The organism is Kitasatospora arboriphila (assembly GCF_039528095.1).
In the GTDB taxonomy this organism is placed as follows: Bacteria; Actinomycetota; Actinomycetes; order Streptomycetales; family Streptomycetaceae; genus Kitasatospora; species Kitasatospora arboriphila.
Genome location: NZ_BAAALD010000059.1, coordinates 28,769 through 49,292, shown reverse-complemented (window position 1 = coordinate 49,292; position 20,524 = coordinate 28,769). Strand labels below are relative to the sequence as shown.

The following is a 20,524-nucleotide window of genomic DNA, read 5'->3' as shown; positions in this document are numbered from 1 at the left end:
GTGACCGCCTCCGAGGTGATCGCCGACCTGACCGAGCTGACCACGCCGTGAACCCGCCCGCCGCCACCAATAGCTGTACCCCCACCGACACCTGCACTGACAGCCGCACGGACCACCCCGGGAAGGCCGCCATGACCACCACCGCCGAGGAGCAGCTCCAGCGGCCGCCCGCCGAGGTCCGGTACGCCGAGGAGCTGGCAGCGCTGCGCGCCGAGGACCGCGACCACCGCCCGCCGGGCTGGGAGCTGAGCCTGCGCGCGGCCCTGCGGTTCGTCGTCGGCGACGCGGCGGCGGGCATCGCCCGCAAGTTCGTCGGCGATCCGGCGCTGGTCGAGCGCGCCCTGGTGACGCTGGCCACCAACCGCGGCCTGCTGCTGGTCGGCGAGCCGGGCACCGCCAAGTCGCTGCTGTCGGAGCTGATCGCGGCGGCGGTCAGCGGCACCTCCCGGCTGACCGTGCAGGGCGGCGCGGCGACCACCGAGGACCAGATCAAGTACTCGTGGAACTACGCCCTGCTGGTCTCCGAAGGGCCGTCCACCCGCTCGCTGGTGCCCGCGCCGATGCTGCGCGGCATGGCCGAGGGCCGGATCGTCCGGTTCGAGGAGATCACCCGCTGCCCGCTGGAGGTGCAGGACTCGCTGCTGTCCCTGCTCTCCGAGCGGGTGGTCGCCGTCCCGGAGCTGGACGGGCCGGAGGGCATGGTCTTCGCCAGGCAGGGCTTCAACGTGATCGCCACCGCCAACACCCGCGACCGCGGCGTGAACGAGATGAGTTCGGCGCTCAAGCGCCGGTTCAACTTCGAGACGGTCTTCCCGATCCCCGACCTGGACACCGAACTCGCCCTGGTCGAGGCCGAGTCCGGGCACCTGCTGCGCCGCTCGGGGGTGGCCGCGGCACCCGACCGGGACCTGCTGGAGGTCCTGGTCACCGCCTTCCGAGAGCTGCGCGCCGCCGAGGGCGGCGACCGCCCGTCCGCGGTGATGAGCACCGCCGAGGCGGTGTCGGTCGCCCACGCGGTCGGGCTGCGCGGCTGGTACCTGCGCGGCGAGCCCGGCAACGCGGCCGACCTGGTCTCCAGCCTGGCCGGCACCGCCGCCAAGGACAGCCCGGAGGACCTGGCCCGGCTGCGCCGCTACCTGGAGCAGCGGGTGCCGCGGCGGCGCGGCCCGCACTGGCAGGCCGTGCACGACGCCCGCCACCTGCTGGCCGGCTGATGCCCGCGGTCTTCCTCGGCGTCCGCCACCACTCGCCCGCCTGCGCGCGCCTGGTGGCGGACACCGTCCGGCGGCTGCGGCCCGCGTACGTGCTGGTCGAGGGCCCGGCCGACCTCAACGGCCGGCTGGACGAGCTGGCCCTCGGCCACGACCTGCCGATCGCCGTGTTCGGCCACTACCGCGACGCCGAACGCACCGCCACCACCTGGGCGCCGCTGTGCGACCACTCGCCCGAGTGGGTGGCGCTGCAGGAGGGCCGGGCGGCAGGCGCGGAGGTGCTGTTCGTCGACCTGCCGTCCTGGCACCCGGCGTTCGCGCTGCGCGCCAACCGGTACGCCGACGCGGAGGCCCGGTACGCCGAGGCCACCGCCCGGCTGTGCGAGCGCTTCGGCACCGGGTCGGTGGACGCCCTGTGGGACGGCCTGTTCGAGGTGGCCCCGCCGGAGGGGCTGGCCGAGCGCCTGGACGCCTACTTCGACCTGGTCCGCGGCGACGCCGAGGCGGACGAGGGCGACCGGGCCCGCGAGGCGTACATGGCCGACTGGGTCCGCGCCGTCCTCGCCGAGGCGGGGACGGCGACCGTGCTGGTCGTCACCGGCGGCTTCCACACACCCGCCCTGCGCACCCTCGCCGCACGGCCCGCCGAGGCGCCCGGCCGGCCCGCGCTGCCCGCGCCGCCGCCCGGCGCCGTCTGCGGCAGCTTCCTGGTGCCGTACTCGTTCCGGCAGCTCGACGCGTTCGCCGGGTACCAGTCCGGCATGCCCTCGCCGGCCTACTACCAGTGGCTGTGGGAGGACGGACCGGAGGCCGCCGCCGACCACCTGCGGCGGTCCGTCGTCGCCCGGCTGCGCCGGCGCCGCCACCCGGTCTCCACGGCCGACCTGGTCGCCGCCGCCGCGCTCACCGGCGGCCTCGCCGCGCTGCGCGGCCACCCCGTGCCGTCCCGCACCGACGTGCTCGACGGACTGGTCGGCGCACTGGTCAAGGACGACCTGACCCAGCCGCTGCCCTGGTCGGAACGCGCCCCGCTCGCGCCGGGCAGCCACCCCGTGGTGGTGGAGATGGTCGCGGCCGGCAGCGGCACCCGCACCGGACGGCTGCACCCCGACACGCCCGCCCCACCACTGGTCCACGACGCCGCCGCCCGGCTCGCCGCGATCGGCGCCACCGGCACCCGCCCGCTGACCTGCGACCTCACCACCGAGGACGGCCTGACGGCGAGCCGGACGCTGCACCGGCTGCGCGTCCTCGGCGTGCCCGGCCGCCACCGCACCGCCGGACCGGCCCACGGTGCGGACCCGGTCACCACCGAACGCTGGGAGGCCGGACCGGAGGCCGGCCGGGACGCCGCCCTGATCGAGGCCGGCGCGTACGGCGCCACCCTCGACGAGGCCGCCGCGACCGTCCTCGCCGAACGCGCCCGCACCACCGGATCCGCCGACGCCGGACTCGCCGCCCTGCTGTTCGACACCGTCCTGTGCGGCGCCACCGCCCTCACGGACCGCCTGCTGACCACGCTCACCGCCACCGTCGCCCGCCACCCGGACCCGGGCGCGCTCGGCGCCGTGCTCGCCACCGCGCTCGGCCTGTGGCGGCACGACCGCGTGTACGGCACCGCCCGCAGCCCGCTGCTCGCGGCAGTCCTGGAGGGCGCCGTCAGCCGCATCCTGTGGCTGGTCGAGGGCGCCCACGGCCGCTCCGGCGCCGACCCGGCCCGGCTCGCCGCCCTCGCCGCCGTCCGCGAAGCGCTCCGCCACGCCCCCGAGCAGCTCACCGCCACCCCGGCCGACACCGCCGCGCTCGCGCTCCGCATCACCCGGGACCCCCACGCCCCCGCCGACCTCCGCGGCGCCGCCCACGGCCTCCATCTCACCCTCGCCACCACGGCCACACCGACGGCCGCCGCACTGAACGCCGCAGGCGACCCGCGCACCCCGGCCGGCCCCCGGGCCGCCGGCGCCCCGAGCCCTCTCGACCTCCCCACCGCCGCCCTGAACGCCGCAGGCGACCCGCGCTCGCTCGGCGACTGGCTGGGCGGCCTGTTCGCCCTCGCCCGCGAGGAGGTCACCGCCGACTCCGGCGACGGCTCGCTGCTGGCCGTCCTGGACTCCGTCCTCGCCGAGCTCACCGACGCCGAGTTCCTGATCGCCCTGCCGGCCCTGCGCCAGGCGTTCGCCTGGTTCCCGCCGCGCGAGCGGGAGCGGATCGCCCGTCGGCTGATCGAGCGCCGCGGTCTGCGCGGCTCCGGGCGCGGCCTGCTCCGCACCACCGCCGACCCCCTGCACCTGGCCGCCGCCCGCGCCCTGGAGGAGAACGTGACCGCCCTGCTCGACCGCCACGGCCTGCGGAGCACCCGGTGACCCCGCCGGACCCGACCCCCGCCCCGTCCGCCGAGCCGACCGCCGAGCCGATGGCCGAGCTTGCCCCGGACCCGGCGCTGGAGCGCTGGCGTCTGGTCCTCGGTTCCCCCGCCGAACCCTGGACCGGCGGCCCGAGCGCCGACGGCGCCGCCCGCGACGCCGCCCTGGAGTGGCTGTACGGCCGCGACCAGGACCTCGACCGCCGCGGTGTCCGCAGCGCCGGGCTGGAGCCGTCCCGGGTGACCGCGGTCGACTGGCTGGACGACATCCACCGCCTCTTCCCCCGCGAGACGATCGAGCGGCTGGAGCGCGACGCGGTCGAGCAGTACGGCATCGACGAGATCGTCACCGACCCGACGGTGCTGGAGCGGGTCGAGCCGAGCCCCGCCCTGCTGCGCGCGGTGCTCCGCACCAAGCACCTGATGAACGATCAACTGCTCGGCCAGGCCCGCCGGATCGTGGCCGCGGTGGTGCGGCAGCTGATGGAGCGGCTCACCCCGGAGCTGCGCCAGGCGTTCACCGGTGCCCGGTCGGCGCGCCCCAGCCGGCGCCCGCTGGCCCGCGACTTCGACTTCCGCCGGACCGTCCGGGCCAACCTCGGGCGTTACCGTCCCACCGAGCGGCGGATCCTGATCGAGCGCCCGCACTTCCACTCCCGCACCCGCCGGCACCTGGAGCAGTGGCAGTTGATCCTGCTGGTCGACCAGTCGGGATCGATGGTGGGTTCGGTGATCCACTCCGCGGTGACCGCGGCCTGCCTGTGGAGCCTGCCGGGACTGAAGACCCATCTGGTCGCCTTCGACACCCAGGTCGTGGACCTCACCTCCGACGTGACCGACCCGGTGGAACTGCTGATGCGGGTCCAGCTCGGCGGCGGCACCGACATCGCCCGCGCGGTCGACTACGCGGCCGGCCTGGTGGAGAACCCGCGGCGCACGATCCTCGCGGTGATCAGCGACTTCTACGAGGGCGGCGACCGGTACCGGCTGCTGCGCACCGTCCGCTCGCTGACCGGGCAGGGCGCCACGGTGCTGGGCCTGGCCGCGCTGGACGAGGAGGCGGCCCCGGCGTACGACCGCGAGCTCGCCGGGCTGCTCGCCGACGCCGGCGCGCACGTCGGGGCGATGACACCGGGGATGCTGGCCGAGTTCGTCGCCGAGAGGCTCGGCCGGTGAGCGCCGGGACCCGCGCCGACCTGCTGGCCCTGGACGCGGAGACGCTGGCCGCCCTCGCCAACCGCGGCCTGGTCAAGCGCGCCGCCCGGGAGGTCGACGCCGGGGACGGGCCGGTGCCCGCGCTCGACCCCGACGGCACGCTGCGCGGCACCTGCCCCGACGGCAGCACCGTCGCCCTGCCGCCCGGCACCGGGCTGGACGGCGGCACTTGCAGTTGCGGCGCACCCGGCGTGTGCCGCCACCGGATCGCCCTGGTCCTCGCCCACCAACGCACCGCCACCGGCGCCCCCGGCAGCTCCCCGGGGCCCGGAACCTCCGACAGCTCCCCCGGGCCCGGCGCCCCCGAGAGTTCCCAGGAGCCCGGAACCCCCGCATGGTCCCCCGGCGCGCTCGACGACGAGGCGCTGACCGCCGCCGTCGGTGCCCGCGCCGTGGCCGCCGCCCGCCGCACCCTGGAGCGCGGCTACACCGCCCGGCTGCACCACGCGCGCCCGGACGCCTCGCAGCCGGTCGCCGAACTCGCCGCCTGCACGGTCCGCTTCCCCGTCCCCGGCGAGCTGGGCTTCGCGGTCACCGACGCCGCACAGGACCGCCGCGGCGAGATGATCGCCCTCGCGGTCTGGGCCTTCCGCGCCGCCGACGGCCGACCGACCGTCGCCCTCGGCGGCCGCTCCGAGCCCGACCCGGGCACCCCGCCGGTCCTGGACGCCGCGCAGCGATCCGCCCTGGACACCGCGCTCGACCTCACCCGCGAGCTGCTGCTCGACGGCGCCGTGCACGCCGGGCCGGTCCTCACCGCCGCCTTCCACCGGGTCCGTGACGAGCTCGCCGCCCGGTCCCTGCACTGGCTGGCCGGCGTGCTCGCCGACCTGATCGGCCAGCTCGACGCGTACGCGGCCCGGGCCGCCGACCACCGGCCCGAGGAGACGGCCCTGCTCCTGGCCGAACTGCACGCCCGCCACCGCGCCACCGCACATTCCGGGGCGTCGCCGTCCGAGGTGCTGGGCGTCCGGGAGACCGCCGAGACGCCGCTGCGCCGGGTCCGCCTCACCGCACTGGGCTGCCGGGTGCGCGGCACCGCGACGGCCCGCTCCGCCGAGGTCTACCTCGCCCACCCGGCCGCCGGGACGGTCCTGGTGCTGCGCCGCAGCTGGGACCTGCCCGCGGACGGCACCCCGCCGACAGGGCACGCGCTGGGCGCCCGCCGGATCGCCGGCCACCGCCTGGCCGCCCTCGCCACCGGGAACGTGGTCAGCGAGAGCGCGGTCCGCAGCGCCGCCCGCGAACTGGGCCTCGGCCGCGGGCGGATCGCCGCCACCACCGTCTCCCCGGTCGGCACCGCGTGGACCGACCTGCCCGCCCCGCTGCTGCTCACCGACCTGGACGCCCGGCTGCGCAGCCTGGAGGGCCGACCGCCGCGGCTGATCCGGGCCCGGATCGCCGCCGAGTCCGTGCACGTGGTGGAGCTCTCCGCCGTCGAGGACGTCCGCTACGACGCGGCCGAGCAGCGCCTGGAGGACGCCGTCCGGGACGCCGCCGGCAACCCGGCCACCCTCGCCGCCACCTACGACCCGGCCTGTCCCGGCGCCCTCGACACGCTCGCCGCGGCCCTCGCCTCCGGCACCGTCACCCACGTCAGCGCCACCGTCGGACGCGTCGCCGGCCGTACCGTGCTGGAGCCCGTGGCGCTGCTCGCGGGCACCGCCGTGGTCGTCCCCGACCTGGCGCCCGGCGGCGGCGCCCCCCCCCCCCCCCCCCGCCCCCCCCCCGGGCCCCCCCCCCCCCCGCCGCCGGCCTCGCCGAGGCCCTCGCCGCGCTCGCCGACACCGCCCACCGCGGACTGCGCCACCCGGACGGGCCCGCCCTCTCCCGCCTGGAGCGCACCGCCGACCGGCTGGGCCGCGGCGGCCTGGCCACCACCGCCGAACTGCTGCGCGCCCTCGGCCACGCGCTGCGCAGCGGCAACCCGGAAGCCGCCGTCCGCGGCTGGGCGGACGCCGCCGTCCGGGTCGCCGTCGCGACCGAGGCGCACCGGGAGGCCGTCCGCCACGGGTGAGTCGGGAGCGGGTGAGTCCGGAGCGGCGCCCACCGTGCGGCGGAGCAACCCTGCCGTCGGCGGACCGTCAGAGACCGTCCGGTGCTTGATCACGGTTGGGATGATCTCGCCAATGGGTGGTGTCATCACGGCGTCGGAACCGTCCTGGACAACCCCGTTCGCCGGGCTGAGCCCGCGCGACCTCCACAGGCTGATCACGATGCTCCGCCGCGAGGGCGCCGACGCAGTGCGCAGAGGCCGACCATGAAGCCTGCCGCTGGAGGACCGGGGTGATCTCGATCGTCGGTCACCTCGCCGAGCCGTCCCCGCGTGGACACGGGTCGGCGGGCAGCGGGCCGAGGCCGCACGGCCTGTGCGGTGCACGGGTGGCGCCCCGGGGCCGGGCGGGTGATGTTCCCGGGGTGTCGGCCGGGCTGCCGCCGCAGCTTGTGCAAACGCTGGGAGGGCGGCGCCCCGGGGTGCCGGCCGTCCGATCGCCGATCCTCTCGGGGAGTGCTCCGCCATGTCCGTCGCCCACCGGATCCTGCAGTTACTCCTCGCCCTCGTCTGCGCCACCGGGCTGTGGACCGCGACCACCGCCCCCGGCCACGCCGCACCCGCCGCACCCGCCGCACCCGCCGCACCCGCCGCACCCGCCGCAGGCAGCACCGCCGTCCAGGGCGTCGACTGGGACCGCATCGCGGCCTGCGAGAGCGGCGGCCGCTGGCAGGCCAACACCGGCAACGGCTACTACGGCGGCCTGCAGTTCGACCGGGCCACCTGGCGCGCCAACGGCGGCACCGCCTACGCGGCCCGCCCCGACCTCGCCACCCGCGAGCAGCAGATCGCCGTCGCCGAACACCTCGCCGCCCACCGCGGCCTCACCCCCTGGCCCACCTGCGGCACCCGCGCCGGCCACAGCACCAGCGCCCACCACGCGGTGCCCGCGCCCCGGCCCGCCACCCAGCAACCCGCCACCCAGCAGCCCGCCGCCGAACCCGCCCCGGCGGACACCGCCACCGTCGTGGTCCAGGACGGCGACACCCTCGACGCCATCGCCCAGGCACAGCAGGTGGACGGCGGCTGGCCCGCGCTCTACGAGGCCAACCACGACAGCATCGGCGACGACCCCGACCTCATCCTGGCCGGCCAGACCCTCCGACTCCCCTGACGGTCCGATTCGGGCACACGGCAGGCCGAGGACGTCCGCAAGAACGTCGGGTCGGCTCCGGAGCACTCCATGTCCTCGGGCCGCGGGAAGTTCTCCTCCTCAGGCAACCGGCTGAATTGTCATGGCGTATTCACTCACGGCAGCGCACAGCCGGGCCGGCTCTGACGGCCCGTCGGCTGTTCTGACGATCCGGGGGGATCCATGCGTTCGCGTTCTCTGTCGACGATTTCCGTTTCCGTGCTGCTGGCGGGGCTCGGCCTGACGGCATGCGGTTCCGGCTCGGCGGCTGCTCCGCCGAAGCCCGCCGGGGCCGCGCCGGCGTCCGTCGCGCCGGTGTCCGCCGCGCCGATCGTGGGCCGGTCCGAGCCTCGGGCCTCCGTCTCGCCCCCTGCCGGGACCGCGGCGGCGGCGGGTTCCAGCGGCTCGCAGACGCTGCCCAGGTGCTCCGCGCAGGATCTGCGGTGGACGGTCGTCCGCCTCACCGAGGCAGCCGCCGACGAGAAGGATCCGGCGAACGCCGAACTCGTCGCCGTCGACTCCGGCTCCCGCGACTGCGTCCTGGCCGGGTACCCGACGCTCGAGTTCCACCTGGGCAAGGGGCCGGAGGCCACGGGGGTGGGCAAGGGCAGTCCTGCGCCGGTGACGCTGGGCGTGGGCAAGAAGGCGGTGATCGCCCTGCGCTACTCCGAGTTCAACGGCAAGGGGCCGGACACCGGCAATTGCGTGCTCGTCACGGCCGGGGCCGCCGACGTGGTCGCGCCGGGTGACAGCACCGAAGTCCGGGCCCCGGTGGTGGACCGCGCCGGCAGGCCGACGCAGGTCACCATCTGCGGCGACGAGGTCCGGATGAGCCCGCCCGTCGCCCGGTAGGGGCCGCCGCAACCCCGGCGGCCGAACCGGTGCGGAGCCGGGGATCCCCGCGGCGCCGGCGGTGGACGCGATCGCGCCCGCCGCCGGCGCCGCGGGGTCCTGCACCCGGACTCGGGCGCAGCGGCACCGGTCAGCCGACGGGCAGGGTCCACTGCTGGTTGGTGAGGCCGTTGCAGTCCCAGATGCCCAGGACCTCGGCCGCCCCGGAAACCCGGGAACTCGCCGACGCACTCCCCACGGGGCGACCCCGGCCCCGTCACCCCGGCCGGGCCCGCCGGCTGACCCGGCCCATGACCGACACGGCCCCGCCCGACGCCGTACGACGGTCGTCCGTACGGCAAGCAGCAAGGTGGCGAAGGGCCGTCAGCCGATCCGTTCGGCCAGGGCGAGCAGGATGCCCGAGGGGCCGCGGAGGTAGCAGAGGCGGTAGACGTCCTCGTACTGCGCCACCTCACCGATGAGTTCGGCACCGTGGCGGCGGAGGCGGGCGACGGTGTCGTCGATGTCGTCGAGGGCGAACATCACCCGGTGCAGGCCCAGCGTGTTCGGCGGCGGGTTGTGCGACCCGTCGCGGATCGCCGCGGGGGCGTGGTACTGCGCGAGCTCCAGCTTGCCGTGGCCGTCCGGGGTCCGCATCATCGCGATCTCGCTGCGGACCCCGTCGAGCCCGACGGCCTGATCCGCGAAGAGGCCCTCGATCTGCGCCCTGCCCTCGACCTCCATGCCGAGTTCCGTGAAGAAGGCGACGGCGGCGTCCAGGTCGTCGACGACGATGCCGACGTTGTCCATCCGCTGGAGCGGCATGACGGTCTCCCTCTGCGTTGCGCGGTCCTCTGCGGAGTGCCGCCCTGCAACGACGGTCAGAGCCGGTACCGGGCCTCGCAGTGATGACAGTGGAACACGGCCACCGGCTCACCGGAACGGGACTGCAGGACGACCCACCCGAACGAGACCGCGGACAGCGCCCCGAGGACGAACGCGACCGCCGCACCCGTCGCACGGCCCGTCAGCAGCAGCTCGACGGCCAGGACGACGAGCACCCCGGCCGCCAGGAGCCGCCCGAGACCCCGGCTGCGGGCCACGGTCCGGTACCGCTCGCGCACCACCGTGAAGTCCGCCGTCTCCTCGCACCGCGAACACCCCGATCCCGGGGCCTCGCAGGCCTGCACCGTCTCGCCCCACACCTCGTCCGCCACCCGGCCAGCCTAGGGTTGCGTCCGGCCCATGGGAACGGCGAGCGGACGACCCGTTCAAGAACTGCCTTTCCCCCCACACACCGTGAGTGACGGGGTGCGGGTGTCAGACGAGTGCGAGGCTGATCTGCTCGTTGAAGATCACCCAGTGCTGACCGGGGTCACCGGCGTCGCACGGCCTCGTCGAGACGTTCGGGGTCTGCCAGGCGTTGGCGAGGCAGTGGATGCCGGGGTGCGGCGCCGGCGCAGCGGCCCCTGCCTGGCCTGCCGGCAGGAACGAAGCCGTCGGCGCCAGCGCGGAGAGGGTCCACGGCGTTCCGTTCGAAGGGCCTGCCTGGAGCGGGCCGTAGCCGGAGGACGAACACCCGTCGCGCCCCTCGGCCCCTTGAGGTCCTCCGCCGCCGGCGACGCTCCGCCGGCCCGGCCGCAGCCACCTGCACTCGGCGGGTTCCCCTGTTCCGAAGCGCCCGGCTGTGCCGCTCGGCGAGTGTTACGTTAGCGAGCCTAAGTAAAAGACATGAGGAGAGCGTCCATGGCAGAGCGTCCGGCCCGCAGGCCCCGGAAGCCGCACACCGCGCACGTCGTCCGCACCGAGCGGATCACCCCCCACATGCAGCGCGTCGTGCTCGGCGGCGACGGCCTCGCCGCGTTCCCGGCCGGCGCCTTCACCGACCACTACGTGAAGGTGCTGTTCGGTGCCGAGGGTGTGACCTATCCCGAGCCGTTCGACCTGGAGCGGATCCGCGAGGAGTTCCCGCGCGAGCAGTGGCCGGTGACCCGGACGTACACCGTCCGCGCCTGGAACGCCGAACTGCGCGAGCTCACCCTCGACTTCGTCGTCCACGGCGACGAGGGCCTCGCCGGTCCCTGGGCGGTGCGCGCCCGACCGGGCGAGACCGTCCGGTTCATGGGCCCCGGCGGCGGCTACGCGCCCGACACCACCGCCGACTGGCACCTGCTGGCCGGCGACGAGAGCGCCCTGCCCGCCATCGCCGCGGCCCTGGAGGCCCTGCCGGCCGACGCCGAGGTCCGCGCGTTCGTCGAGGTGGCCGGCCCCGAGGAGGAGCAGAAGTTCGACTCCGCCGCGGAGGTCGTCTGGCTGCACCGCGGCGACCGCCCCGTCGGCGAACGGCTCGTCGAGGCCGTCCGCGCGCTGGAGTTCCCCGCGGGCCGGGTGCACGCCTTCGTCCACGGCGAGGCCGGCTTCGTCAAGGAACTCCGGGCACTCCTGCGCGTGGACCTCGGGATCCCCCGCGAGGACCTCTCCGTCTCCGGCTACTGGCGGCTCGGCCACAACGAGGACGGTTGGCAGGCCTCCAAGCGCGAGTGGAACGCCCAGGTCGAGGCGGAGCAGGAGCGCCCCGCCTCCTGAGCCCGGCTCCCCCGTCGCGGAACGGCATCGGCTCCCGCCGCGCGTGGTCTGCGCGGCGGGAGCCGACGGGGGCGGCACGTCGGACCGGGCTACGGGGCGTCCAGCTGGGCCTTGCTGTGGGCGTAGAGGACGCGCTCGCACACGAGGCCCAGGCACTTGACGGACTCACCGGCTTCGAGGGCGTCGGCGTTCACCGCCGGACCGTAGTGCTCGGAGACCGACCACAGACGCTGCGCGCCGCGCTCGTAGTAGAGGTCCTCGGCACCCGTGGCGGTCTTGATCGGGCTGCCGTTGGACACCAGCTGACCGTTGCTCCACTTGTAGCGCCAGAGGTTGCCCGGGTCGTTGTGGCCGGTGCTCTGGTTGACGTACAGCTTTGCGACCGGATGGAGCGTCAACTGCCCTGCGTGACACCGCGACAGCGTGATGGGCAGGGGGCCACGCGATACCGGAAGGCGTGCCCCGTCGGCGCGGCCGAGGGCGCCTTCGGCGTCAGGTTCCGAGCAGGAACGCCGTCACGGTCGCCGCGTAGTCCTGGGGGTGCGTCACATGGGGGATGTGGCCCGCGCCCCGGAAGGTGTTGCGCTGTGCCCGAGGCAGGGCCGCGGCCAGGCGGTCCAGCACGGCGCCGAACCACGCCGGGCTCTCGGTGCCGCTGCTGAGCAGCACCGGCGCCGTGCAGGCAGCGAGTCCGTGGACGTCCAGGGCGGCCCAGTCCGGGTCGTCCTGTTCGTCGAGCCAGGTCTGCGCGTGGGTGACGAAGGTGTCCCGGAGCGGCTCGGGCATCGTCTCCCAGGCGCCGGGGCCGAGCGCGATCCGCTCGACGAACACCTTCGCGCCGGCAGCGTCCTCGCCCTCGCGCACCAGCCGTTTGGCTTCCTCGACGGCTGCCGTCACCGTCCTCATGTCCGCCACCGCGGCGGGGTCGTCGAGGACGAGTCCGGCCAGCGGGGGTTCGTGCAGGACGATCCGCCGGAACAGCTCGGGGCGGCGGGCGGCCAGACCCGCCGTGATCGATGCTCCGAAGGAGTTCGCCGCCACGTTGGCGGGTGCCGGGCCGAGGGCCTCGATCAGTGCTGCCAGGTCGTCCTCGTCCTGCCGCCGGGTGCCGGCGCCGGGTACCCGCTCACTGCGGCCGTGGCCCCGCCGGTCGTACGCCACCACGCGGAACGCCGCCTTCAGGTCGGCGTCGACGGCGGGCCTCCACGAGCGGTGGTCGTTCCACGAGCCGTGCACCAGCACCAGCGGCTCGCCCTCGCCGGTCTCCTCGTAGTGCAGCAGCACATCACCGGCGCGGACCTCAGCCATGGCGACACCCTTTCGAGGCGGGCTCCGGGTCTCCTCGGTCTCGGCGCGACCCTGGTGCAAGCGTTCCACAGGCACACCCTCCCCCGGCGGACGCGACACGGGCGGGGCAGGGACGTCGGTGGGGGTCGTTAGGCTGCACGGGCCGGTTGAACGATCGTCACGGGGGCGTGCCATGGGTTGGGAGATCACTGCGCAGGGGTACTCCGCGCGACTGGAGAACGGGCGGGTGGTCCACCGCAACGAGCGCGGGCGGGCGCTGAAGAAGGTGCCGCCCCCGCTGGTCGGTCACCCGGGCCTGCCCCGGCTGCTCGCCCTCGTCGACGGTGTCGCGGCCCACCGCCGGACGTGCCGTCAGACGGCCGAGCGCCTGGTGCAGGAGGCCGTCGCCGTGCCGGCCCACGTGGTGGAGCTGCTCGCCGCGGACGCCGTCTGGAAGGAGGCGGTGGCGCAGGCCGGGCTCGTTCCCGCTGCCTCCGGGAGCCCGGGGCGGGAGGGCGACGACCTGCTGCTGGCCCGCCGCTACCGCCATCCCGCGATGCCGGACGAGGAGCGGATCCTGCTCACCACCGCCGACGCGGTCCGGCACCGCGACGAGCTGATGGTCCACCGGGGCTGGGAGCCGGTCGACACCCGGCCGACCGGGCTGCCGGGCCCCGGGGCCGTGCCCTTCCCCGAGTCCGCGCTGGTCGAGCATCCCGCGCGGACGGCCGAGGTGCTGCACTACGTGGAGCGCCTGGAGCAGGTCACCTCGGCCTGGCAGGTGTTCATCAAGCGCGACGTGGACGCCGTACTGAAGGAGATCGCCGGCACCCGGCCCGCCCTGCTGCGCTGCTTCCTGGACGGCGTCGCCGACCAGTGCCTGCGCCACGGCGGCGAACCGGGCGACGCGGCAGCCTGGTTCGGCCGGGCGAGGGCCGCCGAGCGCGCCGCCGGCGAGCACGTCGACCAGCAGTGGCTGGACGCCCGCTACACCGCGGTGGACGCCGCCGGTGCACTCACCGACACCGCCTTCCGCGAGCGCATCAAGCAGGTCACCGCGCGCGGCGCCGACCCGGAGGCGGCCCGCCGCGTCCTCGCCCTGCTCGGCGACCGGACGGTCCGCGAGGGCGAGCGCCCCCGGCTGGTCGCGGACGTCGCCCGCGCCGCCCGGGCCGCCGGGTGCGACCCCGACCGTGAACTCGCCCGGCTGGCCGCACGGCTGCTGCCCGCCCGCGACCTGCGGAGCGACGCCGCCCGCGAGTTCTGGACGGCCCTGCTCGCCGCGCCCGCCTGGGACCTCGTCCTCGCCGAACTCCCCCGCCTCGCCCACGAGGTGGTCGCCGCCGGGCCGCAGCCCGGGATGCTGGGCCCGGACCTCGCCCGGCGCTACCTGGAACGGACCGGCGCGCTGGCCCTGCTCACCGGCCCGGCCGCCGCCGACGGGGCGGCGCCCGGCACGGCCGCCGACTGGTTGCGCCGCCTGGCCGGCCTGGCCGACCGGTCGTACCACCGGGTGTCCGGACCGGGGCTGCTCCGGCTCGCCGAGGTGCTGGCGCCGCGGATCGCGGCCGACGGCGTGCCGGTGGACCTGCCCTACTCCAGCCGGCGGGACCGGAACCGGCGGACCCTCGGAACCGTCCGGCTGGACGTCCTCGACGTGCTGCTGGCCGCGGGCGCGCCCGTCGCCGACCCGCCGCCGCAGCTCGGCGACCCGTACCTGCACCACCTCGCCGTCGCGCCGCGCCCCGGGCTGCACGCCCTGACCGCCGACCCGCGGTTCGCCCGCGAGATCCGGGCACTGCTGCGGGCCGAGTTCGAACTGACCAACGGCGGCGACTCGAACAACCTCTGGTACCAGCCGCACGACCCCAAGGGCTGGGCGAACGTGCCCGGTCTGGTGGACACCGACCTCGGCCGGTCCACCCTCGCGGAGTGGTGCGACGAGGAACTCGCCGAGCTGCCCGTCCTCGATTTGGACGGGCTTGCGCTGATGCTCGCCCGCTTCATGCACGTCGGCGCCGCCGCCGCACTCCTCGCCGACCCCGGCCGGGCCGAACGGCTCGCCGCCGTGGACGTCGCCGGACTGCTGCTGGCCGCCGTGGCCGCAACGGCACCCGGGCACGGCCTCGACCGGGCGGGCGCCGAACGACTGCTGCAGGGGGTCGAGGCGTCCTCCGTCTTCCGGGACGGCGTCGCGCTCCTGGTCCGCCGGCGGATCGCCCGGCTCCTGGAGATCGAGGAGGACGAGGTCGGCACCGAGTTCGCCCGCCTGGTGCAGATCGCCGCGAACTGCCGCAACGGGGTCGCCCACCTCCTGCCGCTGCTGACCCCCGAGGCCGCCGCGACGCCCGGCCCGGCCGACGACACGGACACCGGCACCGCTACGGACGTCGACGCCGGTACGGCCACCGGCACCCGCACAGGCACCGGCGCTGTCGGGTCCCCGGCGGCGGCCCCCGACCGGCTGGCCCCCGACCGGCCGGCCCTCGCGCCGGCCCGCGTCCGGCTGGGCCGACTGCTGCACGCGGCCGCCGAGGGCGCACCGTGGAACGGCGACCTCGACCACCCGAGCGCGATCGTCCCGGGCGTGACCGCCGCCTTCCCCTACCTGGTCGTCGACCCGCAGACCGAGCTGCTGCGCGGCGACACCGTGACCGGCACCCGCCTGCGCGAGTACGCCGACCTCCCGTTCGTCGCCGAACGGGGGACGGGCCGCTGGCGCACCGTCTCGGTCACGCAGCCGGGCAGGACGCCCGCTCCCCCGGTCGGCCACGTCTACCGCACCGCGCTCTCGACCGCCGTGGTGCTCCACAGCACCTTCAACCGCTCCCAGCTGCTGGAGTACGCGCCCTCGGGCACCTTCCCGGAGGACAGCGCGCTGGCCGCCGCCGACTGCCGGGTGGAGACCCGGCACGACCTGGTCGCGGTGGCCGACGCCCGCTGGCTGCGCGCCTACCTCGAACTGCTCGCCGAGCGGGGGCCGCTGCCCGCCCGCCCCGAGGCCGTCCGGGAACTCGCGCAGCGGCTCACGCTGACGGCCGACGAGGCGGGCGCGCTGCTCGCCGTCCGCAAGCACCACCGGGACTACCCGACCGCCGCCGAGAAGGAGATCGCCGGCCGGATCGGGTACGACGCCCTCCGGGAGGTCAGGAGCCGGCTGCTCCCGGACGACCCGGAACGGCTGTGGACGCACGGTCCTGACCTCGACCGGGCCGTGGCCGGGTGGTACGAGCGCTTCGGCACGCCCCCGGTCGACGCCGAGCTGATGGCCGACGCCGGACGCGAGCTCCGCTTCCCCAAGGGCGACTGGGCCCCCGCCGGTCCCGGCCCCGAGGTGGACCCGGGGCCGGCCGGGCTCCGCAGACGCCGCCGGCAGCTGGACGCTCTCCTGGCCGCCGCCCTCGCCCCGGCGTCGGGCCCCGACCGCGCGCCCGCACCGTACGCCTCGCCCTGCGCGATGGCGTGGCTGGCCTACCGCACGCCCGTCGGCCACCCGCTGCGGCCCGCTCTCGCCGAGGCGGCCCTCCGCACGGCCGCCGAGGCGTCGGCCGGTGGCGGTGCGGCGGGATGGCGGGTGTTCTCCGCCGCCTGGCGGGCGGCCGTGGGCGAGCCGCCGTCCCCGCTCGCGCTGGCCGATCTGACCGGCGTCGAGGTGGTGGACGATCCGGCCCGGCGGCAGTGGCACGTCCTGGTGCGCCCGGAGCTGCTCGACGGTGCGGACGACCCGGCGCTCGACGCGCTCGACGACTACTACGACCGTCTCCAGCCGTCGCAGGCCCTGCCCTCGGGCTCCGGGCTGCCCGCCCTCACCGACCTGCGCATCCTGCTCTCCGGTGACCTCGACACGCTCGGCCGGCACCTGGCGGCCGACGCCGACCGCACCCCCGGCTGGGACCAGGACCCGCGGCGCAGCGCGCCGGAGGTCGTCGCCGCGTGCGCCGCCGCCCTCGGCGTCACGGCGGACGCGGCGGCGCTCCATCTGATGCTGCTGGCCCTGCCCGATCCCACCGACCGCCGGGTGCGGCAGTGGACGGGCTGGTCGCCGGCCGCGCTGAAGGCCGCACAGCAGCAGGTCCGCGGCACCGGGCTCGTCGTGGAGGCCCGCCGTTCCCGTGCCGGGCGCAGCCTGTTCCTCCCCGGCCCGTGGCTGGAGTTGAAGGTGCCGCGGCTGCCGGTCGAGGCCGGGAAGCGTGCCCTGCTGCCCGCCGACCCCACCCGGGCGAGCGGCGCGCACACGGCGGTGGTGCCGTCCCGCCCGCTGCCCGTCCTGTTCGCCGACGCCTGGCGGTCGGCCGACCCGACGAAGGAGGAGCCCGGTCATGTCCGGTGAGTTCAGCAGCGGTGGTCCGGTCGACGGAGTCGCGCCGGTGGACGGGCGGTTGACCGATCCGGGGTGGCTGGTGACGGCCGCGCCGGAGCAGGTCGCGGCGGCGCTGGACGGCGCCGTCGGGCCGCGGGAGGTGGCGGCGGCTGCCGTGTACCGGGCGTCGGGGCATGTGCACCGTGACGCCGGTCCGGTGGTGCGGCGGCAGGTGCTGGCGCTGGACGCGGCACGGTACGGCGAGCGGGAGCTGCTGACCGGTCTCACCGAGGTGCCGGTCCGTCAGGAGGCGGACGGTCCCTGGACGGTGCAGTGGGCGACCGGCACCGGCCTGGACTCCCGGCTGCGGCACGCACTGCCCGCGCCGGCCGGGGTGACCGCGGTGGCGACCGTGGTCGTGGAGGGGCGTGGACTCGCCGTCGCGGGCTGCGCGGACGGCACGCTGCTCTGGTGGGATCCGGTCACGGGCGGGCAGCTCGGCCGGGCCGCAACCGGTCGCCCCGGCGGGGTGTGCCGTCTGGCGACGACGGTGGTGGACGGGCGGCCCGTGGCCGTCACCGTCGGTTCCGACGGGACGGTCCTGGTGTGGGACCTCGACGAGGGGGAGCCGGTCGGCGAGTACCGCGCCGGCGGTGACGACCGGATCTTCACGCTGGCCACCGCACGGGTCGAGGGCCGGCCCGTCCTGGTGGCCGGCAGCACCGACGGCGTGGTGAGGGTGTGGGACCTGGCCGCCCTCGCCCGCACGGACGCGCTCCTGACCATCCGCACCGGCCATGTGCCGGCGCTGGCGACGGCGGTGGTGGACGGCCGGCCCGTCGCCGTCACCGGCCACGCCGAAGGTGTCGTCCGCAGGTGGGACCTGGTCACGGGACGGGAGTTCCGCGCCGGGGGCGACGGCGCGGAGGATTCCGGGCCCCTCGCCGATCCGCCGTCCGACCTGCCGGCGGCCGCGGAGGGCGGCGGTGACGACGCCGGTGACGACGACGGTGACGACGGGTTCCGCCGCTGCATCACCCTGGAGGTCAACGCCATGACGCACCTCCTGGCGACGGACCCGGTGGTCGAGTGCCCGGTGGCGATCAGCGCCAACGTCTACGAGACGTACGTCTGGGACCTGGCCACGGGCGAGCAGCGGGGCGGGCACGTTCCGGGGTTCGCGGAGACGGCGGCGCTGGCGGTGCTCGACGGCCGCCCCATCGCCCTCGTCGGGTTCGACCGCGGGCAGGTCGCGGTCTGCGACCTGTCCGCCCGCAGGCGTCCGTACCGGCCGCTGACCGGCCACGAGGGGACCGTCCGGGGTACGGCGGCGGTGGCGGTGCAGGGGCGGCACTTCGCCGTCACCGGCGGCGACGACCGGTCGGTTCGCATCTGGGACCTCGACGGTGCGCCCGACGGCGAGCTCGGCGGCGGGGCCACGGGCAGCCGGCCGGCCGGCCGTGCGGCGCCGGTGCGGGCGGTCGCCACGGCCGTCGTGGACGGCCGCCCCGTCCTCGTCACCGGTGGCGCGGACACCGAGGTGCGGATCCGCGACCTCGACGACGGCGGACAGCTCGGTGGGCCCCTGACCGGCCACACCGCCGCCGTGGAGCTCCTGACCGTGGGCACGGTGGAGGGACGGCTCACCCTCCTCAGCCGCGACCGGCGCGAGTCGGTCCGGATCCGGGACCTGACCACCCGGGAGGAACTGCACGGACGGTCGACGAGCGAGTACGCGAGCCCGTCCATCCGCTCCTTCGCAGTGGTGGAGGGCCGCTTCGTCGCGGCGACCTCCGAGGGACGCGTGTGGGACCTCGCGGCGCGCGCATGGATCGGGGTGCAGCCGGAGCAGGACGGCGCCCTGGCCCTGGCGGCGCTCGGCGGCCGCCACCTCCTCCTGACCGGGCACCGGACGGAAACGGCCCAGCTGTGGGACCTGGCCACGGGTGACCGGACGGGGCCGCCCCTGACGGGACACACCGGCACGGTGTCGGCCGGCGCGGTGGGAATGCTGGACGGTCGTCCCGCCGTCGTCACCGGGTGCGGCGACGGCACCGTGCGGGTGTGGGACGCCACCGCGGGGCGGCAGATCGGCGCGTACGCGTTCCCTGCCGCGGTCGGCGGACTCGCGCTGGCGCAGGACGGGCGGCTGGCGGTCGTCTTCGGCCCGGACGTCGCGGTCCTGACGCGCCGTTGATCCGGCTACCAGAACTGCGCGAGGGCGCTCTCCTTGAACGGTGCCGGGCTGACCGACAGGTCACCGGCGAAGGGGCGGTCGAGGACGACGACCAGCAGCAGGCTGAAGCCGATCAGGGCGGCGACCGCCCCGACGAACACGAGCCGGATGCGCCTGCTGCGGCTGCCGTAGAGGAAGGTGAGCGGGAGCATCACCAGGGCACCGCCCAGCACCAGGACCTTCAGCAGGATCGGGAGTTCCTGGTTGCTCTGGTCGATCCGGGCCCGGCGCTGCGTGACCACGTCGTCCAGGCTCGCGACGGCCTGCTCGTAGTACGCCTGCTCCACCGCGCTCTGCGGCTCGTACGCGCGCAGCGCCGTGTAGACGGCCTCCACCCGGGCCCCTGCCACGAGGTAGTCCGCCGTCCCGGCCTTCATCCGGGGCCAGGTCTCCTCGACGACGGCGTGCACGTAGTCGCGGACCGCCGCGTTGACCGCGTCCCGGGGTTCGGCGGGGAACGCCCCGACGTCCCGGACGATCTTGGACGCCGAGGTCGCTTCGGTCGCCACCACCGTCGAGGCGGTCTCCAGCTGGGTCCACAGGTTGACGATCACGAAGGCGAGGATGATGCCGTAGATCGCGCCGAACATGCCGAGCACCACGCCCACCATCTCGTTGTGGTCCCCGCGCGCCAGCGCCGGGTACCGGTGGCACGTCAGGATGCTGCCGGCCACCGCGAGCAGGACGAACCCGCCGACGATCACCAGGGTCAGCGTCAGGGCGGAGAAGTGGTTGAGCAGCCAGAGTTCCACGGCGGTTCCTTGTCGGATCGTGACCGAGGCAGACAGAACGTATACGGATGGTAATCACACGCCGCCCTCCCTCCGCTCATCCGGCTCCGTGGCGTCACCGCGGGTGAGGGCCGGCGCCGACCGCCCGCAACGCGATCCGCCCCGCCCGGTGGCCCCGGGCCCGGCCGCCCTACGCCCCGCGCGCGGGGGCGGATGCCCGCCGGCGGGTGCGGCCGCTCATCGGCGGGCTCCGGCCCGGGCGCGGTTCCAGGCCGCGTCGCGCAGCAGGCGCAGGCCGTTGAGTCCGACGAGGACGGTGGAGCTCTCGTGACCGAGGACGCCGAGCGGAAGCGGGAGGGTGGCGACCAGGTCCCGGACCACCGGCGTCGCGATGATCACCGAGGCGATGCCGAGGTTCTGCACCACCAGGGCCCGGGCGCGGCGGGACGGCGCGACCACGGCGGGGACGGTGGCGGGCCTCGCCGCGGACGGCGGTGGCGACGGCGGGCAGCCGGACGCAGCAACCACGGAGGCGGGCCGGTGCGTCAGGGACGGTAGAACCCGACCCGAGGGAGTGAAT

13 protein-coding genes and 2 pseudogenes are annotated in these 20,524 nt (G+C 76.1%); 9 read left to right on the top strand and 6 right to left on the bottom strand.

Annotated elements, in window-relative coordinates; translation table 11 throughout:
- The first annotated feature begins 131 nt into the window (after positions 1 to 131).
- The 6 genes and pseudogenes from ABD353_RS26235 to ABD353_RS26210 all read left to right on the top strand — a co-directional run bounded on the left by ABD353_RS26235 (position 132) and on the right by ABD353_RS26210 (position 8,825).
- Positions 132 to 1,214, top strand: a complete 1,083-nt coding sequence (locus tag ABD353_RS26235; RefSeq protein WP_344626141.1) for an ATP-binding protein — start codon at positions 132 to 134, stop codon at positions 1,212 to 1,214.
- A complete protein-coding gene (locus tag ABD353_RS26230) occupies positions 1,214 to 3,574 on the top strand; it encodes a DUF5682 family protein (RefSeq protein WP_344626140.1) in 2,361 nt (786 codons plus the stop codon). The genes ABD353_RS26235 and ABD353_RS26230 overlap by 1 nt, the downstream gene beginning before the upstream one ends.
- Positions 3,571 to 4,749 (top strand): VWA domain-containing protein, encoded by a 1,179-nt coding sequence (locus ABD353_RS26225; RefSeq protein ID WP_344626139.1) that lies wholly within the window; start codon positions 3,571 to 3,573, stop codon positions 4,747 to 4,749. Before ABD353_RS26230 ends, ABD353_RS26225 begins: the two co-directional genes overlap by 4 nt.
- Before the next feature lie 2,168 nt (positions 4,750 to 6,917).
- Positions 6,918 to 7,049: pseudogene (locus tag ABD353_RS26220) on the top strand (IS5/IS1182 family transposase); the annotation flags it as partial.
- A gap of 258 nt (positions 7,050 to 7,307) precedes the next feature.
- A complete protein-coding gene (locus ABD353_RS26215; RefSeq protein WP_344626138.1) occupies positions 7,308 to 7,955 on the top strand; it encodes a transglycosylase family protein in 648 nt (215 codons plus the stop codon).
- A gap of 201 nt (positions 7,956 to 8,156) precedes the next feature.
- Entirely contained in the window at positions 8,157 to 8,825 is a 669-nt protein-coding gene (locus tag ABD353_RS26210; protein WP_344626137.1) for a DUF4232 domain-containing protein, read from the top strand.
- A 363-nt stretch (positions 8,826 to 9,188) separates the two neighbouring features.
- Here ABD353_RS26210 and ABD353_RS26205 read toward each other — a convergent pair whose 3' ends face one another.
- Together ABD353_RS26205 and ABD353_RS26200 are read right to left on the bottom strand one after the other, a co-directional pair.
- On the bottom strand, positions 9,189 to 9,629 hold the full coding sequence (locus tag ABD353_RS26205; RefSeq protein ID WP_344626136.1) for a VOC family protein: 441 nt from the start codon (positions 9,627 to 9,629) through the stop codon (positions 9,189 to 9,191).
- A 56-nt stretch (positions 9,630 to 9,685) separates the two neighbouring features.
- Positions 9,686 to 10,021: a hypothetical protein gene (locus ABD353_RS26200; protein WP_344626135.1), complete on the bottom strand. Its 336-nt coding sequence runs from the start codon at positions 10,019 to 10,021 to the stop codon at positions 9,686 to 9,688.
- A gap of 529 nt (positions 10,022 to 10,550) precedes the next feature.
- On the opposite strand from ABD353_RS26200, the gene ABD353_RS26195 reads away from it, so the two are divergent.
- Positions 10,551 to 11,390 (top strand): siderophore-interacting protein, encoded by an 840-nt coding sequence (locus ABD353_RS26195; RefSeq protein ID WP_344626134.1) that lies wholly within the window; start codon positions 10,551 to 10,553, stop codon positions 11,388 to 11,390.
- Between the two features lie 89 nt (positions 11,391 to 11,479).
- Here ABD353_RS26195 and ABD353_RS26190 read toward each other — a convergent pair whose 3' ends face one another.
- Both ABD353_RS26190 and ABD353_RS26185 read right to left on the bottom strand, forming a co-directional pair.
- A complete protein-coding gene (locus ABD353_RS26190; RefSeq protein WP_344626133.1) occupies positions 11,480 to 11,788 on the bottom strand; it encodes a hypothetical protein in 309 nt (102 codons plus the stop codon).
- A 94-nt stretch (positions 11,789 to 11,882) separates the two neighbouring features.
- Complete coding sequence (locus ABD353_RS26185; RefSeq protein ID WP_344626132.1) at positions 11,883 to 12,698, bottom strand: alpha/beta fold hydrolase; 816 nt, start codon at positions 12,696 to 12,698, stop codon at positions 11,883 to 11,885.
- A gap of 172 nt (positions 12,699 to 12,870) precedes the next feature.
- Here ABD353_RS26185 and ABD353_RS26180 point away from each other — a divergent pair, with 172 nt between their 5' ends.
- Positions 12,871 to 17,007, top strand: coding sequence for a hypothetical protein (locus tag ABD353_RS26180; protein WP_344626131.1), 4,137 nt, complete (start codon positions 12,871 to 12,873; stop codon positions 17,005 to 17,007).
- Complete coding sequence (locus ABD353_RS26175; protein WP_344626130.1) at positions 16,997 to 19,174, top strand: WD40 repeat domain-containing protein; 2,178 nt, start codon at positions 16,997 to 16,999, stop codon at positions 19,172 to 19,174. Before ABD353_RS26180 ends, ABD353_RS26175 begins: the two co-directional genes overlap by 11 nt.
- A gap of 5 nt (positions 19,175 to 19,179) precedes the next feature.
- On the opposite strand, the gene ABD353_RS26170 is transcribed toward ABD353_RS26175, so the two are convergent.
- Positions 19,180 to 19,965, bottom strand: coding sequence for a bestrophin-like domain (locus ABD353_RS26170; protein WP_344626129.1), 786 nt, complete (start codon positions 19,963 to 19,965; stop codon positions 19,180 to 19,182).
- Positions 19,966 to 20,181: 216 nt separating this feature from the next.
- Positions 20,182 to 20,418, bottom strand: a pseudogene (locus ABD353_RS26165) (heavy metal translocating P-type ATPase); the annotation flags it as partial.
- Positions 20,419 to 20,524: the final 106 nt, after the last annotated feature.